The sequence below is a fragment of the Sphingomonas faeni genome (genome assembly GCF_024273235.1).
GTDB lineage: Bacteria > Pseudomonadota > Alphaproteobacteria > Sphingomonadales > Sphingomonadaceae > Sphingomonas > Sphingomonas faeni_A.
The window spans coordinates 58,544-73,557 of sequence record NZ_JANBVH010000006.1; the positions used below are offsets into that span (position 1 = coordinate 58,544).

The 15,014-nt window shown below is 66.8% G+C and carries 14 protein-coding genes and 1 tRNA gene; 7 read left to right on the forward strand and 8 right to left on the reverse strand.

Features of this window, described 5'->3' with window-relative positions:
• Positions 1-5: 5 nt before the first annotated feature.
• Both NLI89_RS04590 and NLI89_RS04595 read left to right on the forward strand, forming a co-directional pair.
• Positions 6-659: a DUF969 domain-containing protein gene (locus NLI89_RS04590; protein ID WP_254685944.1), complete on the forward strand. Its 654-nt coding sequence runs from the start codon at positions 6-8 to the stop codon at positions 657-659.
• On the forward strand, positions 656-1,597 hold the full coding sequence (locus tag NLI89_RS04595; RefSeq protein ID WP_254685945.1) for a DUF979 domain-containing protein: 942 nt from the start codon (positions 656-658) through the stop codon (positions 1,595-1,597). The genes NLI89_RS04590 and NLI89_RS04595 overlap by 4 nt, the downstream gene beginning before the upstream one ends.
• On the opposite strand, the gene NLI89_RS04600 is transcribed toward NLI89_RS04595, so the two are convergent.
• The 3 genes from NLI89_RS04600 to NLI89_RS04610 are packed head-to-tail and all read right to left on the reverse strand — an operon-like array spanning position 1,576 to position 3,724.
• The gene (locus NLI89_RS04600) at positions 1,576-2,067 is read right to left on the reverse strand and encodes a cupin domain-containing protein (RefSeq protein ID WP_254685946.1); all 492 of its coding nucleotides are present in this window, start codon (positions 2,065-2,067) and stop codon (positions 1,576-1,578) included. The genes NLI89_RS04595 and NLI89_RS04600 overlap by 22 nt on opposite strands.
• Complete coding sequence (locus NLI89_RS04605; RefSeq protein WP_254685947.1) at positions 2,067-3,161, reverse strand: Gfo/Idh/MocA family protein; 1,095 nt, start codon at positions 3,159-3,161, stop codon at positions 2,067-2,069. Before NLI89_RS04605 ends, NLI89_RS04600 begins: the two co-directional genes overlap by 1 nt.
• Entirely contained in the window at positions 3,161-3,724 is a 564-nt protein-coding gene (locus NLI89_RS04610; protein WP_254685948.1) for a gluconokinase, read from the reverse strand. Before NLI89_RS04610 ends, NLI89_RS04605 begins: the two co-directional genes overlap by 1 nt.
• A gap of 187 nt (positions 3,725-3,911) precedes the next feature.
• Here NLI89_RS04610 and NLI89_RS04615 point away from each other — a divergent pair, with 187 nt between their 5' ends.
• On the forward strand, positions 3,912-6,977 hold the full coding sequence (locus NLI89_RS04615) for a glycosyl hydrolase family 28-related protein (protein ID WP_254685949.1): 3,066 nt from the start codon (positions 3,912-3,914) through the stop codon (positions 6,975-6,977).
• A gap of 104 nt (positions 6,978-7,081) precedes the next feature.
• Positions 7,082-8,194 (forward strand): lactonase family protein, encoded by a 1,113-nt coding sequence (locus NLI89_RS04620; RefSeq protein ID WP_254685950.1) that lies wholly within the window; start codon positions 7,082-7,084, stop codon positions 8,192-8,194.
• A gap of 27 nt (positions 8,195-8,221) precedes the next feature.
• Here NLI89_RS04620 and NLI89_RS04625 read toward each other — a convergent pair whose 3' ends face one another.
• From NLI89_RS04625 to NLI89_RS04645, 5 genes are all read right to left on the reverse strand, one after another.
• Positions 8,222-9,796, reverse strand: a complete 1,575-nt coding sequence (locus NLI89_RS04625) for a carboxylesterase/lipase family protein (RefSeq protein WP_254685951.1) — start codon at positions 9,794-9,796, stop codon at positions 8,222-8,224.
• Positions 9,797-10,287: 491 nt separating this feature from the next.
• Positions 10,288-11,163, reverse strand: a complete 876-nt coding sequence (locus NLI89_RS04630; RefSeq protein ID WP_254685952.1) for an exonuclease domain-containing protein — start codon at positions 11,161-11,163, stop codon at positions 10,288-10,290.
• A 58-nt stretch (positions 11,164-11,221) separates the two neighbouring features.
• Positions 11,222-11,298, reverse strand: a tRNA-Arg gene (locus NLI89_RS04635).
• A 277-nt stretch (positions 11,299-11,575) separates the two neighbouring features.
• On the reverse strand, positions 11,576-11,836 hold the full coding sequence (locus tag NLI89_RS04640; protein ID WP_031394799.1) for an SWIB/MDM2 domain-containing protein: 261 nt from the start codon (positions 11,834-11,836) through the stop codon (positions 11,576-11,578).
• A gap of 47 nt (positions 11,837-11,883) precedes the next feature.
• Positions 11,884-12,087: a DUF2945 domain-containing protein gene (locus tag NLI89_RS04645; protein ID WP_056482645.1), complete on the reverse strand. Its 204-nt coding sequence runs from the start codon at positions 12,085-12,087 to the stop codon at positions 11,884-11,886.
• A 119-nt stretch (positions 12,088-12,206) separates the two neighbouring features.
• Between NLI89_RS04645 and NLI89_RS04650 the strand changes: the two genes are divergently transcribed.
• The 3 genes from NLI89_RS04650 to fghA are packed head-to-tail and all read left to right on the forward strand — an operon-like array spanning position 12,207 to position 14,556.
• Positions 12,207-13,325, forward strand: a complete 1,119-nt coding sequence (locus NLI89_RS04650) for an S-(hydroxymethyl)glutathione dehydrogenase/class III alcohol dehydrogenase (protein ID WP_254685953.1) — start codon at positions 12,207-12,209, stop codon at positions 13,323-13,325.
• A gap of 11 nt (positions 13,326-13,336) precedes the next feature.
• Entirely contained in the window at positions 13,337-13,720 is a 384-nt protein-coding gene (locus tag NLI89_RS04655) for a VOC family protein (RefSeq protein WP_254685954.1), read from the forward strand.
• A complete protein-coding gene (gene fghA / locus NLI89_RS04660) occupies positions 13,720-14,556 on the forward strand; it encodes an S-formylglutathione hydrolase (RefSeq protein ID WP_254685955.1) in 837 nt (278 codons plus the stop codon). Before NLI89_RS04655 ends, fghA begins: the two co-directional genes overlap by 1 nt.
• The last annotated feature ends 458 nt before the right edge of the window (positions 14,557-15,014 follow it).

Below are 15,014 nucleotides of genomic sequence, written 5' to 3' on the forward strand. Positions count from 1 at the left end.
ACGGCATGCTGGTCCTGTGCGGCATCGCGGTGATCGTCGCGGGCTTCCTGCTCCGGTTCAACCCGCTGCTCGTCGTCGCCGTCTCCGCACTCGTTACCGGACTTGCCGCTGGAATCTCCCCGCTCGCGATCCTCGCCGCGTTCGGAAAGGCGTTCAACGAGAACCGCTACGTTACCGTGATCTACATCGTCCTGCCGGTGATCGGCCTGCTCGAACGCCACGGCCTGCAGGAGCGCGCGCGGCTCGCCATCGCCAAGCTCCGAGGCGCGACGGTCGGCCGGCTGCTGATCGGTTACCTGCTGTTCCGCCAGCTTACCGCAGCCCTCGGCCTGACCTCGATCGCAGGCCCTGCGCAAAGCGTTCGCCCGCTGGTCGCGCCAATGGCCGAAGCCGCTGCCGAAGCGCAGGGCATCGTGCCCGGTGGCGACCGCATCCCCGCGATGGCGGCGGCGACCGACAACATCGGACTGTTCTTCGGCGAGGACATCTTCATCGCGATCGGATCGATCCTGCTGATGAAGGGCGTGCTGGAGGGATACGGCATCGTCATCCAGCCGCTCCACCTGTCGATGTGGGCGATCCCGACCGCGATCGCCGCGTTCCTGATCCACGGCTTCCGCCTCTGGCTGCTCGACCGCCGACTGGCGCGTAAGCAGTGATCGGCACCGGCTTCATCTACGGCGTCGCCGGCCTGATGTTCGCGGCGTTCGCGATCCTGAGCGCGACCGACCGCACCAACCCGAAGCGCTTTGGTAACGCAGCTTTCTACGCGGTGCTGGCGATCAGCTTCCTGCTTGGTGGAAAGCTCGGCGACATCGGCAACGGCCTCCTCGTCCTCGCCCTTGTCGCGATCGCGGGGTCGGGCGCGATGGGGCGGGGCGGGCGTGCCACCACCACGCACGACGAACGGCGCGCCGAAGCCGCGCGGCTCGGCAACCGGATATTCCTGCCCGCGCTGATCATCCCCGCCGCGGCACTCGGCGGCACAGTTCTATTCCGCGCGATCCCGAGCCTCGTCGACCCGAAGCAGGCGACGCTCGTGGCGCTCACCTGCGGCGTCCTGATCGCGCTGGTCGCCATGCAACTCTGGTTCCGCCCCCGCATCGCCACGCCGCTCGCGGAAGGCGTCAGGTTGATGGACGCGATCGGCTGGGCCGCCGTCCTCCCGCAGATGCTGGCGAGCCTCGGCGCGGTGTTCGCGCTGGCCGGTGTCGGCGATGTGGTTGGCGGTCTGGCCGGTCACGCAATCCCCGAGGGCAGCCTGATCGGTGCAGTGCTCGCCTACACGCTCGGCATGGCGCTGTTCACGATGGTGATGGGCAACGCGTTCGCGGCGTTCCCGGTGATAGCTGCGGCGATCGGTATCCCGTTGCTCGTACGCCACTATGGCGGCGATCCGGCCGTAGTCGCCGCGATCGGTATGCTTAGCGGGTTCTGCGGCACGCTGATGACGCCGATGGCGGCGAACTTCAATCTGGTCCCCGCCGCGCTTCTCGAGCTCAAGGACAAGAACGCCGTCATTCGCGCGCAGATACCGACCGCGCTGCCACTGCTCGCGGTTAATATCGGCCTGCTCTACTGGCTCGGCTTCCGCTGACCTGACGTCCTGATCTTCGTCCCAAGCATCACCAGTTTCCCGTCGATGCCGAACCAGTGCGGCACCCCCGCCGGGATCAGGAACACGTCGCCGACCGCGAGCTTGCGCGTCGTCCCGCCCTCGATCCGGTCGCCTTCGACCAGCCCCGCAAACCGCAGCTTGGGCGCGACCAGCGTACCGCCCGAGACCAGCGTCCCCGAACCCACCATCACCGTCGCATATTCGGCTTCGTCGGGATGCACCGCGGGCTTGCCCGGCGCCTTCCAAAATTCGAGCGCGGCGCTCGTTCCGTCCGCCTGCACCAGCGGCGCCATGGCGAACCCCTGACCCGGCTTCATCGTCTTTTCGAGCGCAACGATCCGCGCGCGAACATCGGCCGATCCGGCAAAGCTCGTCGGATCGCTGGTGGTCTGCGCGGGGAGGGCCGAGGTTGCTATCATCGCGACCGCGGCCGCAAGCAACGCCCGCATCACAGTTTCACCGTCCGGCCTTCGCGCGCGGACCGGTAGATCGCCTCGACGATCCGCATGTCGCGCAGGCCTTCCTCACCGGAAACGATCGGCTCGCGTCCGTCTAGAATGCACTCCGCCAGATGATCCAGCTGCCCGGCGAACTGCGTCTTGCCGGGCCCCGGCGGCGGACTGGTGATCGCAGTCTCGCGACCGTCGCGTCCGGTCCACAACTGGTTGCCGTCATAGCGCGTCGCCGGTTCCAGCTCGACGCGACCCTTGTCGCCCATCAGCAGGACGTGGTTCTGGTTGGCGCTGTACATCGACTGGCATCCGGCGATCGCGCCGGACGGGAATTCCAGCGTCCATTCGATCATGTCCTCGACCTCACGGAAACGCGGATCGCGGCGATCGGTCGATTCGCGTGCGGTGACCGCGATCGGCTCCTCGCCGGTCATGTAGCGTGCGGCCTGAAGGCTGTAGATACCCATGTCCATCAGCGACCCGCCGCCTGCCATCTCGCGCTTCAGGCGCCATTTGTTCGGGTCACGCTGGACGAAACCATGCTCCGAGCGAACATAGCGGATCTTGCCCGCCGCCCCGGACTTCGCCAGCCGCATCGCCTCCAGGTTGAACGGTTCGAAGTGGCAGCGATAGCCGATCATCAGCTTCTTGCCGGCGGTCTTGCACGCGCGGATCATCGCCTCGCACTCTGCGACCGATACAGCCATCGGCTTCTCGCACATCACGTGCTTGCCGGCCTTCGCCGCGCGGATGGTGTATTCGGCGTGCATCGAATTGGGCAGGCAGACATAGACGATGTCGACGTCGGGATTGTCGCGGATGCGATCGAAGTCGGCATAGGTATAGATCGACCGCTCGGGTACGCCGTATTTGGTCGCGGTCGCGCGCGCCTTTGCCGGGTCGCCGCTGACTAGTGCTGTCACGCGCGAATGCTCGCAATTGACGAACTGCGGCAGGATCGTCTCGAGCCCGTAATAACCGAGTCCGACGATCGCATAGCCCAGCTTGCGCGGAGGCGCCGCGCAGGCTGCGCTCGACGTCGCCGCCAGCGTCGCCGCCGCAACGAGCAGATCACGTCTTCCGAGTTCCATTAGACAGCCCTCCCGAGGCGCTCTTCGTGGTGGACAGGTCTCTCGCGCAGGATCCAGTCCAGCGCGACGTCGCAGGCACGATCGGGCGACAGGCCAGCGGACAGGGTAAGGGCACGCTCGTCGGCCTGGGGCTTTTCCAGCGTGTCGAGCTGGCTCGCGATGAGGCTGGTGGGCATATAGTGCCCCGAACGATGCGCCAGCCGCCGCGACAGTTCGTCCTGGTCGGTGGTGTCGAGAAATACGAACAATAGCGGGATACCCGCCATCCGGGACAGCCGGTCGCGATAGATACGCTTCAGCGCGGAGCAGGCCCCGACCGCAACGCCGTCGCTATCGGCCGTATCGCGCAGGCTGGCGGCGACACGGTCGAGCCAGGGCCAGCGATCCTGGTCGTCGAGTGGCTGCCCCGCCCGCATCTTCGCGACGCTTTGCGGCGTATGGAAGGCGTCTCCTTCGAGGAATCGGCATCCGAGACGTGCGGCCAGCGCGGCCCCGATCGTCGATTTGCCACTGCCGCTGACCCCCATGACGACGATCGCATAACGGGCTGCGGCGGATGGCATTCGTACTGTTTCGTCGAGGGAAGACACGGGCTCTCCATGGCAGGACGGGGTCGGTCGGTATCATCAGACGCGCGCCGCGGGTCCCTCTATCCGGGAAACGCGGTGCGCCGCCTATTACGACCTTGGTCGTGATCGTCCGTGATGGACGGATGCCCTATTCGAAACGACCGATGCAGGAGTCCGTTTCATGATCCACGCCCAGCCAGCGAATACGCGCGGTATCGCGGTCCTTGCCGCCGCCCTGGCGATCACGTGGGCGCCGGCATCGGCATCGGCATCGGCATCTGCCGAGTCGCGCTCGGCGTTCCTGACCGCACCCGCCGATCCCCGCGCGGTGACGGTGCGTGGGCAAGGCAACGGCGTGGCCGACGATACCGCGGCGCTCCAGCGTGCGATCGATGCCGCGGCGAGTGCCAAGGGCGGCGAGGGGATCGTCTTCCTCCCCGCCGGCCGCTACCGGATATCGCGGACGGTCTTCATCTGGCCGGGCGTCCGCCTGTTCGGGATCGGCAAGACGCGGCCGGTGATCACGCTCGGTGCGGCGACCCCCGGCTTCCAGACCGGCGTGGCGAACATGCTGTTCTTCACCGGCTCGCGTGCCGATAGCCGCGCTGCACCGCCGAAGGTACCGGTGCCGCCGCCGACCAGCGTGCCGTTCGATGCGACGATCGGCGATGCGAACTCCGGCACCTTCTATTCGGCGATGAGCAACGTCGATTTCGAGATCGGCGACGGCAACCCCGCCGCGACCGCGGTGCGCTTCCACTTGGCGCAGCACGCGTATCTCAGCCATATCGACTTCCATATCGGATCGGGGCTCGCCGGCATCTATCAGGTCGGCAATGTCGGCCAGGACCTGCGGTTCTTCGGCGGTCGCTACGGTATTCTCGCCGAAAAGACCTCGCCCGCGTGGCAATACACGCTGCTCGATTCGACGTTCGACGGGCAGCGCGACGCGGCGATCCGCGAGCACGAGGCCGGGCTGACGCTGGTCAACACCAGCATCCGCAACGTGCCGGTCGGGATCGAGATCGACCGCGGCTATGGCGACTGGCTGTGGGGCAGGGACGTACGGTTCGAGAACGTCTCCAAGGCCGCGATCGTCATCAGCAACGAGGATAATGCCTACACGCAGATCGGCTTCGAAAACGCGACTGCCAGCGGCGTGCCGGTGTTCGCCCGGTTCCGCGACAGCGGGAAGACGTTGGCGGGATCGGGCGCGAAATACCGGGTCAAGGCGTTCTCCTACGGCCTGATGCTGCCCGGACTGGGCGCGCCGGGCGTTTACGAGACGCGCGTCGATGCCGCACCGATCGCGGTGATGCCCAAGCGGGTGGAGCCCGCGATCCGGTCGCTGCCGCCGGTCGCGCAGTGGTTCGACGTACGCAGCGCGGGCGCGAAGGGCGACAACGCCAGCGACGACACGATGGCGATCCAGACCGCGATCGATACGCACCGCGTCGTGTACTTCCCGAGCGGCTTCTACCGCGTCTCGAACACGCTCAGATTGCGGCCGGACAGCGTGTTGATCGGCCTCCACCCCGACCTGACGCAGATCGTGCTCGCCGACGATACGCCTGCCTTCCGCGGCATCGGTCGGGCCAAGGGGCTGGTCGAGAGCGCGAAGGGCGGCGATGCGATCGTATCGGGCATCGGCCTGTTCACCGGTGGCGTGAACCCGCGCGCGACTGCGCTGCTGTGGAAGGCTGGCGCGAAGTCGCTGGTCGACGATGTGCGGTTCCATGGCGGGCACGGCTCCAACGGCCCCGACGGCGTGCGCATCGATCCCTACAACGCCAACCACACCGCCGACGCCGATCCCCGCAAACGCTGGGACGGGCAATATGCCAGCCTGTCGGTCACCGATGGCGGGGGCGGCACGTTCAGCAATCTCTGGACGCCCAACACCTTCGCCGCAGCAGGGCTCCACGTCTCGAACACGAGCACGCCGGGCCACGTGTACGAGATGTCCGCGGAGCATCATATGCGCGCCGAGATCGTACTGGACGGCGTGAAGAACTGGGAGTTCCTCGCGCCACAGACCGAGGAGGAAGCGGGCGAGAGCCGGAATGCGGTGTCGATCGAAGTGCGCAATTCGAGCAACATCCTGTTCGCCAACTATCACGGCTACCGCGTCACCCGCTCGCTCCAACCCGCACCAAGCGCAGTCAGACTCTATAATTCCGACGATATCCGCTTTCGCAACGTCCATGTGAACGCGGAGAGCGGACTGCCGTTCTGCGACGCGGAGGGGTGCAGCACGGATCTGCGCGCGAGCAAATTTCCCTACGAGAACGCGGTCCAGGACATGACCACGGGCCTTGAGGTGCGCGAGCGGGAGTTCGCCGTGCTCGACGTGAAGCGCGGCGCCACACCGGTCGCGACCGTGGGCGGCCCCGTCGTGCGGAAGCTGCAGGACGGCTTCTACTCGATCGCCGGCGCGGCGGTGGATGCGAAGGGCAAGCTCTACTTCGTCGAGCACGATACCCATCGCATCTATGGTTGGTCGGCGGACGAGGGGCTGTCTGTCGCCGGCGACGCACCGGTCGATCCGGTCAATCTCGCGGTCGATCGATCGGGCGGTCTGATGGTGCTGTCGTCGGATGGTGCGGCGGGCACGGTCTACAGCCTGAAGCCGGGTGATCCCGACAGTCTCGCGGTGATCGCACCAACCCCGGTCGCGACGCACCGCAGTGCGAGCGTGGCGGTGCCGGGGAATTATTGGGTGAATGGCGAGTTCAAGGACCAGATCGATCCGGCGACCTACCAGTTCACCACGCTCGGCAAGATGTTCGCGCGCGACATGGCCGTACCCAAGGCGCGCGAATATGTGTCGCCCGACGGATCGCTCGTCATGCCGGCCTATCGCACCGTCCAGCAGGGCCCGCCGAACCATCTCGGCTGGCGCTTCTCCGATGCGCTCGACACCTCCGGCTTCGTCAAGGCCAGGCCCGGCACGCGCGTGTTCGTCAGCAACGGCTCCGAGGCGAAGACCTATAGCGGGCTGCTCGGCGCAGGCGGCAGCGTCACCGGCCTGAAGCCGTTCGCCAATCGCGGCGGCGAGAGCGTCGCGGTCGGACCGGACGGACGCGTCTATCTGGCCAACGGGCAGGTCTTCGTCCACGCCGCCGATGGCCGCGAGACCGGGCGGATCGACGTGCCCGAACGCCCATTGCAACTGATTTTCGGCGGCGCCGACGGACGGACGCTGTTCATCCTCACGCACCACGCGCTTTACGCCGTCGAGCCCTGACCGCGCGACCAGCCAAAGCCGCGCTTCGGCGCACGCCGCGTTGCCTCCGCGTCGGGCATGACGCATGAACCGCCATCGATGCCGCTGCTAGCCGAGGACCGACGATGATCGACTGGACGACGACACGACGGTCCGCCCTCGCCGGAATGGCGGCGACGATCGCCTTCCCGGCGGTCGCCAGGCGGTCCGCATCGGGTGCAGTCACGCTGATCGCCGGGACGTACGCGCGCGAGGGCGGCAAGGGCTTGTACCCGGTCGAGTATGATCCGCGCCGAGACCAATGGCAGGTCGGAGCACCAGTCGCCGGGATCGCGGACGCCTCGTTCGGCGCCGGTGGTGGCCCGGGCGGTGCCTATTACCTCGTTCGCGAAAATGCGGCCGGCGAGATTGCGGCCTACGCGCCGGGCTGGACACGGCGCGGCATCGTGCCGACCGCTGGCGCCGATCCTTGCTATGTCGCGATCGACCGGACCAGCGCGTGCCTTGCGATCGCCAACTATTCGAGCGGCAGCGTCTCCTTCTGCCAGCTCGACCGACGGACCGGCGTGCCCGGTCAGCCGACGCTGTTCCGCCATACCGGCAGCGGCCCGAACCATGATCGGCAGGACGGACCGCACGCGCACTGGGTCGGGTTCAGCCCGGATCGGCGCTGGCTGCATTCGGTCGATCTCGGCGCGGACGCGATCTTCGCCTATCGCTTCGATCCGCGCGCGCGGACACTCGTGGAGCCGGTGGTTGCATGGCGCGCGCCGGCAGGCGCCGGGCCGCGGCATCTCGTGCGCCACCCGACGCGCCCGATCGCCTATGTCGTCTGCGAGATGTCGAACACGCTGATCATGCTCGACGCAGGCGCGGACGGGCGGTTCGTCACGCGGCACAGCGTCTCCACGCTGCCGGCCGGGCATCGCGGCGCGTCGCAGGCCGCGCATATTGCGATCGACCGCGCCGGACGGCGGATCTACGTCTCGAACCGTGGGCATGACAGCCTCGCGGTGTTCGCGCTCGATTCCGCGGGCGTGCCAAGCCCGCTCCAGCACATCGCGAGCGGTGGCAACTGGCCCCGCGCGTTCCTGCTGCTCGATGCGCAGCGGCGGCTGGTGGTCGCCAACGAGCGCTCCGGCACGGTCGCGATCTTCAAGGTCGAGAGCGACGGCCGGCTGACCGCCACCAGGCAGACGCTGGCGGTGCCCGGCGTGGTGTTTCTCGACCAGGTCTGACGCACCGCGCGACGCCAGCTTGCGCGGTCAGGGCCGGCGGTTCTCGAGCAGGGGAACCGCGGCCTCGTAGCGCGCCTGATCGGTAAACGGCTCCGCGCGCGTCTGCACATCGACGGTCTGCCGCATGATCGCGCCATTGCCGGGCGATGCGACGGGCCAGGTCGGCAGGCCGGTCACGTTCGGGTTGCCGGTCTTGATGAACGCCGCGAAATAGCCCTGGAAAACCGCGGATATGCGCCGATCGTTCGCGGTCCACGCATAGGCCGGGTTCGTATCGAGATTGCCGAGCGCATATTCGATCTCGGCACTGTGCACCGCGCCCATCGGCGGAACCTCGGGGTTGGTCAGCGGTGGCAGCGCCGCGGGCCTGGGATGCGAGAAATGGTAATAATAGGTCGGCTGCCGGGTCCGGCGATGCAGGTCGAACCACTTCCAGGTCGATGCGCCGAGGAACGTGTCGCTCGCCAGCTTCGTCGCAGCGGCCGGCACCTCCGCATCGGTCCGCGCCGGGTACAGCGCGAACAGGGCATCGGCATCGGTGTAGAGCCGGGCGATACCGGCGCGGTAATTTGCGACCGTCGGCGGCTGGCCATTCAGGACGCCGGTCCAACTGCCCTCCTGCGAATTCGACCCCACCAGCAACGGTACGCTCGCCGCTCGTCCTGCTGCATAGGTGTCGATCGGCGCCTCGGTGAGGAACTGGCCGTCGACGATGAAGTCCGCGCGGAGGCGCTGGGTCCCCTGCGCGGCGAGCAATGCGTCGGCCGGCATCGCGCGGAGGTCTGCGATCGAATTCGCACCCGCCGCGCGCACGAATGCGTCACCATTCGCGGTCGCCTGCGCCAGCGACTTGGGGCGGAAGCTCGGCGGCATCACCCCGCCGCTCTCGCCGATCGCGCCGGCGAACTGCGTGCGGGTCAGCGGCGAGGTCATCAGCACGCTGACCGACATCGATCCGGCGCTTTCCCCGCCGATCGTGATACGGGCCGGGTCGCCTCCGAATGCGGCGGCGTTGCGACGGACCCAGGCTAGCGCAGCGGCCTGATCGAGCAGGCCGTAATTGCCCGCGGTGTGCGTCGGCGATTCCGCGACGAGGTCGCTGGTCGCGAGGAAGCCGAATGCGCCCAGCCGGTAGTTGATCGTCACGACGACGATGCCCTGCCGCGCCAGTGCTGCGCCGTCATAGCGGCGTTCTGACCCATCGCCCGCGATCGCGCCGCCGCCGTGGATGTAGAACAGCACGGGAAGCTTCGCGCCGGGTTTCGTACCGGCCGGCGCCCACACGTTCAGCGTCAGGCAGTCCTCGGCGATGCCGGGCGAGCGAAACTTCATGTCGGCGAACAAGGGTTGTTGCATGCAGCGTGCACCGAATGCGTCCGCCTTTCGCACGCCGCTCCACCGAGCGGCAGGCTTCGGTGGTTGCCACCTGAGCGCGCCGATCGGCGGCGCGGCATAGGGAATGCCGAGATACGCATCGACGCCGGTCGGGGCAGCGATGCGCGTGCCTGCGATCGTACCGGTATCGACCTGCGCCCGCTGCGCGACCGCGATCGCCGGTATCGCGATTAGTCCGAGCGTTAAAGCCGTCGATATCCGCCGCATGCCAACCTCCATGTCCGATTGCCCTACAGCGTCGCAGCTTGCGGCGTTCGTGCCAAGGTCCGGGCTATCCGCCAGGCGCGTAGAGACGATTTGCCGATCGACGCCGACATCGTCGCTCCGGTCGGTAGCGTAGCCTGGAAGGACCTGGGGCCGATCGACATTCCGTTCAGCGCGACAAATCTGCTTTGTTTTCCGGCATCCACGGTTCCGCAAAATCGATAGAATTCGGCTTGCGGAACGGTGGACCCCGGAACCAGTCGGTGACTATACCTTTCGCGTATGTCGCCGTCATTCCCGCGCAGGCGGGAACCCATAATGGCAAGCCTTGCGGCAATATCGCCGACGCATGAGCACATGGGGCCTCCGCGGGGATGACGATGGTTACATGTCGGATGGGGACAACTACCGAACCAGTCCGGCGTGACGAAGCAACTTGGCCACTGCCGCGCTACCACCAAACTGAATGTCGATCGTCCCTAAGTGTGCCGATGCTATTCGGCAGCCGTCGGTGCCACCTCGGGCAACGCGAGATCCTGTTCCGAGACGATCCGGATTTTGCCTCCGAGGCGGCGATATTGCTCGGCCCGGCGATACGCGCCGCTGTTGCGGATCGAATAGGCGAACGGCGCGCGCCCGGCGATCACCAGCGCGGTCGTGGTGTTGCCGACCGCCGACACGATCCGGCCTCCCAGCGCGGCGATCCGGCAGGCCAGCGCACCATCGCGCGGCTCGCCCAGGATTGCGATCCGTTCGCCGCTGAGCGGTCCAGAGGGTGCGGGCCGCGGGGCGGGACCGGGCTTGCGCGGCGGGGCGAGCCATTCGTCAAGCGCGATGCCGGTATGGTCGATCGCCTTGACGATCACCCAGCCGGCCGCGCGTGCATCGCTGAGCGCGTCGTGATGCTTGTGCGGGATCCCCAGATATTGCGCGAGGCCGCCGAGGCGGTGGCTCGGCAGGTCGGGCCAGGCGCGCTGCGCGACCCGGACGCTGTCGAGCCACCGAGTCTCGATGGCCGGGCGGTCATGCACGCGGCAGGCTGCTGCGAGCGCGCCCTTGTCGAAATAGGAATGCGCGACCGTCGTCCTTCCCGACAGATGGCCGTGGACGATGTCGTGGACGTCGGCGAATGTCGGCTGGCCGACGACGTGATGCTCGGCGATCCCGTGGATCCGCGTGTTGAACAGGTGGAATTCGTCGCGCGGGTCGACCAGCGTCTCGTAGTCGAAGATCTCGCGCCCGTCGCGAAAGCCGACAATGCCGATCTGGCAGATGCTGCTGACCCGCGAACACGCGGTCTCGACGTCGATCACCACGAAATCGGGGGGCAGGGTGTCGGCGGGGTCGGAGCGCATCGCGGTCGAGAGCATCCTGCCTCCATGCACGCATGTGCCGGACGGATAAACACCTTTGACCGCAACGAAAAGCTGGTGCCCCCGGCGAGATTTGAACACGCGGCCTACGGTTTAGGAAACCGTCGCTCTATCCGGCTGAGCTACGGGGGCATCGTCGGCGCATTACGCCGGTCGGGGGGGACGATCAAGCTCGGGTGAGCGTGGAAAGCTCGGGGCTTGCGTCCGGTCGGTCGGCATGGTGCCGGACCCTTAGCGGAGACTTCCTACCGTCGAAGGGCCGATCACGATCGAGGTGCGATGAAAATCGCGGTCGGGTTGCGATTAAGATCGCGGTCGGGTTGCGATCAAGATCGCGGTCGGGGAGCGATCAAGGGCGACGGGTATCGCTGTCGATGCCCCGTCGCCGCTTGCCGTGCAGTGCGGGCGGTTAGGCCTTGACGTGCTGCGAGATGTACTTGTTCATCTCGAACATCGTGCACTTGTCACGCCCGAAGACCTTCTTCAGCTTCTCGTCAGCCAGAATCTCGCGCTTGTTCTCGGGATTCTGCAGGTTGTGAGCCTTGATGTAGACCCACACCTTGCTGATCACTTCGCTGCGCGGCAGCTTGTCGTTGCCGACGATCTCGCCGAGCTCGGGAGAGGGCTGGACGGGGGCGTGGATGCCGCCGGTCTTGGGAGCTGTAGCCATAAGCATTCCTTCCTGTTGCGCGCGTGCGTTAGGCACTGCGCGCGTGGTCACGCCTTGGTGAGCGCGTCCGCCTTGTGCGCTGCCTTGCCGCCCTTGTCACTCCTTACGATGAACTGCGGCTCCTCCTTGGAGGCCTTTACGGTGTGGCCCTTGATCTTCGTGTCGGTCGTCTGCTTCTTCTCGACCGTGCCGTGCGCCTCGCCGCCGTGCGATTTCCAGGTGACCTCGTCGCCCTTCTTCGGATCTTTCATCGCGCCATCTCCTTGAAATTCAAGGATCAAGCGACCGAGCGGCACTTTGGTTGCATCGGCTGCGCCTTGCGGAGGCGAAGCCGCGAAGGCATCAGGGCGGCAATCAAGGAGACCGATCGATGAAGACCCGCGCCGCTGTCGCATTCGAGGCAAAAAAACCGCTCGAGATCGTCGAACTCGACCTCGAAGGGCCGAAATTCGGCGAAGTGCTCGTCGAAATCATGGCGACGGGCATCTGTCATACCGACGCGTACACGCTCGACGGGCTTGATTCGGAAGGGTTGTTTCCGAGCGTGCTGGGCCATGAGGGTGCCGGCATCGTCCGGGAAATCGGTGCGGGCGTCACCAGCGTCGCGGTCGGCGATCATGTGATTCCGCTCTACACCCCCGAATGCCGCCAGTGTAAGTCGTGCCTCAGCCAGAAGACCAACCTGTGCACCGCGATCCGCGCGACACAGGGGAAAGGGCTGATGCCCGACGGGACGACGCGGTTCAGCTACAAGGGCCAGCCGATCTTCCATTACATGGGCTGCTCGACCTTCTCGAACTTTACGGTGTTGCCCGAGATCGCGGTCGCGAAGATCCGCGAGGACGCGCCGTTCGACACGTCGTGCTATGTCGGCTGCGGGGTGACGACGGGGGTCGGCGCGGTGGTGCACACGGCGAAGGTCCAGCCGGGCGATACGGTCGTGGTGTTCGGGCTCGGCGGGATCGGGCTGAACGTGATCCAGGGCGCGCGGCTCGCCGGCGCGGGCATGATCGTCGGCGTCGACATCAATCCCGACCGCGAGGAATGGGGGCGTCGCTTCGGCATGACGCACTTCGCCAACCCCAAGGACCCCTCCATCATTGGGGGCGATATCGTCCAGCACATCGTCGCGCTGACCGACGGCGGTGCGGACTATACGTTCGACGCGACCGGCAACACGACGGTGATGCGGCAGGCGCTGGAGGCGTGCCACCGCGGCTGGGGCACCTCGATCGTGATCGGCGTGGCCGAGGCGGGGAAGGAGATCTCGACGCGGCCATTCCAGTTGGTCACCGGGCGCAACTGGCGCGGGACGGCGTTCGGCGGCGCGCGCGGGCGGACCGATACGCCGAAGATCGTCGACTGGTACATGAACGGCAAGATCGAGATCGATCCGATGATCACGCACCGGCTGACGCTCGACGAGATCAACAAGGGCTTCGACCTGATGCACGCCGGCGAGAGCATCCGCTCCGTCGTGATCTATTGAGGCGCGCGCCCATGTTCACGCACATCATGCTCGGCGCCGACGATATCGCGGCGTCTAAAGCGTTCTACGATGCAGCCCTGGGTGCGCTCGGCGTTCCCGAGGGCGTCGTCGATGACTGGGGGCGGGTGGTTTACGCGCATGACGGCGGGCGCTTCCTGCTGACCAAGCCGATCGACGGTCAGCCGGCGAGCCACGGCAACGGCAGCACGATGGGGTTTGCGGCCGCCTCGACGGTGGCGGCCGATGCCTGGCACGCTGCGGGCCTCGCGAATGGCGGGACGGCTTGCGAGGATCCGCCGGGCGTGCGGGAAGCGACCGGCGGGCGGAAGCTGTACCTCGCATATCTGCGCGATCCGTCGGGGAACAAGATCTGCGCGCTGCACCGGGTCGCGTGATGGAAACCGTCTCTACCAGCAAGGCGTATGGCGGCATTCAGGGCGTGTACCGCCACGCCTCGACCGCGACCGGCACCGACATGACCTTTGCCGTGTATGTGCCGCCGCATGACGAGGGGGCGCGGTTGCCGGTGTTGTGGTTCCTGTCGGGGCTGACGTGCACGCATGCGAACGTGATGGACAAGGGCGAGTATCGGCGGGCGTGTGCCGAACTGGGCGTGATCCTGGTTGCGCCGGATACGTCGCCGCGCGGGGACGACGTGCCGGATGACGACGCTTACGACTTCGGGAAGGGCGCGGGCTTTTATGTGGACGCGACCGAGGAGCCCTGGGCGGCGAACTTCCGGATGCGGTCCTATGTGGAGGACGAGCTGCCGGCGCTGATCGCGGCGGAGTTTCCGGTGGCGGACTTGGCGCGGCAGGGGATCTTTGGCCACTCGATGGGGGGCCATGGGGCGCTGACGATCGCGTTGCGCAACCCGGATCGGTTCAGGAGCGTGTCGGCGTTCGCGCCGATCGTCGCGCCGCTGCAGTGTCCCTGGGGCGAGAAGGCGCTTGGCGGCTATCTCGGCGCGGACCGGACGGCGTGGCGCGCGTATGACGCGTGTGCGCTGATCGAGGATGGCGCGCGGCTGGCCGAAATCCTGGTCGATCAGGGGGATGCGGATGGTTTTCTGGTCGAGCAGTTGAAGCCGGAGTTGCTGGCGGCGGCGTGCGAGGCGGCTGAGATAGACCTGACGTTGCGGATGCAGCCGGGGTATGATCACAGCTATAACTTCATCTCGACGTTCATGGCGGACCATGTGGCGTGGCATGCGGAGCGGTTGGGGCGCTGACCGCGGTTTCGATGGTTCGAGGCTGTCGGTGTGCAGGCCGTGCCCTCACCCTCGCCGCCTTCGGCGTCTCTCCCTCTCCCGATGGGAGAGGGAAGGGGCCCGCGGCGTCTTCTCCCTGGGAAGGGCGAGGGCGAGGACCAACGTAGTCCGAATTATGCGTGAACCAGACCGTCGCTGCATCCCCACGTCGTCCTGAGGAAAGTTAGGGCCCGGGGTGACGAGCGTTGCGCTGGTTGGCTCTGGGTCCTGACTTTCGTCAGGATGACGGTGATGCGTAGGACGGTCGTATCGATGTCCGATTGACCAATCCTCCCCCGCCAGGGGGAGGTGGCTGGCTCTTGCCAGACGGAGGGGGAGGTAAGGTGTAACCTCTGTTCCGTGTCCTCCCCCTCCGTCGCTTCGCGACACCTCCCCCTGGCGGGGGAGGATCAGTTAGCCGTCCTGTCCTGTGGACTTGC

What these genes read in the sequence shown, in the direction of transcription:
- NLI89_RS04600 (WP_254685946.1), bottom strand. Translation starts at nt 2,067, where the DNA reads ATGCGGGCGTTGCTTGCGGCCGCGGTCGCGATGATAGCAACCTCGGCC.
- NLI89_RS04620 (WP_254685950.1), top strand. Translation starts at nt 7,082, where the DNA reads ATGATCGACTGGACGACGACACGACGGTCCGCCCTCGCCGGAATGGCG.
- fghA (WP_254685955.1), top strand. Translation starts at nt 13,720, where the DNA reads ATGGAAACCGTCTCTACCAGCAAGGCGTATGGCGGCATTCAGGGCGTG.
- NLI89_RS04610 (WP_254685948.1), bottom strand. Translation starts at nt 3,724, where the DNA reads ATGCCATCCGCCGCAGCCCGTTATGCGATCGTCGTCATGGGGGTCAGC.
- NLI89_RS04590 (WP_254685944.1), top strand. Translation starts at nt 6, where the DNA reads ATGCTGGTCCTGTGCGGCATCGCGGTGATCGTCGCGGGCTTCCTGCTC.
- NLI89_RS04650 (WP_254685953.1), top strand. Translation starts at nt 12,207, where the DNA reads ATGAAGACCCGCGCCGCTGTCGCATTCGAGGCAAAAAAACCGCTCGAG.
- NLI89_RS04645 (WP_056482645.1), bottom strand. Translation starts at nt 12,087, where the DNA reads ATGAAAGATCCGAAGAAGGGCGACGAGGTCACCTGGAAATCGCACGGC.
- NLI89_RS04640 (WP_031394799.1), bottom strand. Translation starts at nt 11,836, where the DNA reads ATGGCTACAGCTCCCAAGACCGGCGGCATCCACGCCCCCGTCCAGCCC.
- NLI89_RS04655 (WP_254685954.1), top strand. Translation starts at nt 13,337, where the DNA reads ATGTTCACGCACATCATGCTCGGCGCCGACGATATCGCGGCGTCTAAA.
- NLI89_RS04630 (WP_254685952.1), bottom strand. Translation starts at nt 11,163, where the DNA reads ATGCTCTCGACCGCGATGCGCTCCGACCCCGCCGACACCCTGCCCCCC.
- NLI89_RS04605 (WP_254685947.1), bottom strand. Translation starts at nt 3,161, where the DNA reads ATGGAACTCGGAAGACGTGATCTGCTCGTTGCGGCGGCGACGCTGGCG.
- NLI89_RS04615 (WP_254685949.1), top strand. Translation starts at nt 3,912, where the DNA reads ATGATCCACGCCCAGCCAGCGAATACGCGCGGTATCGCGGTCCTTGCC.
- NLI89_RS04625 (WP_254685951.1), bottom strand. Translation starts at nt 9,796, where the DNA reads ATGCGGCGGATATCGACGGCTTTAACGCTCGGACTAATCGCGATACCG.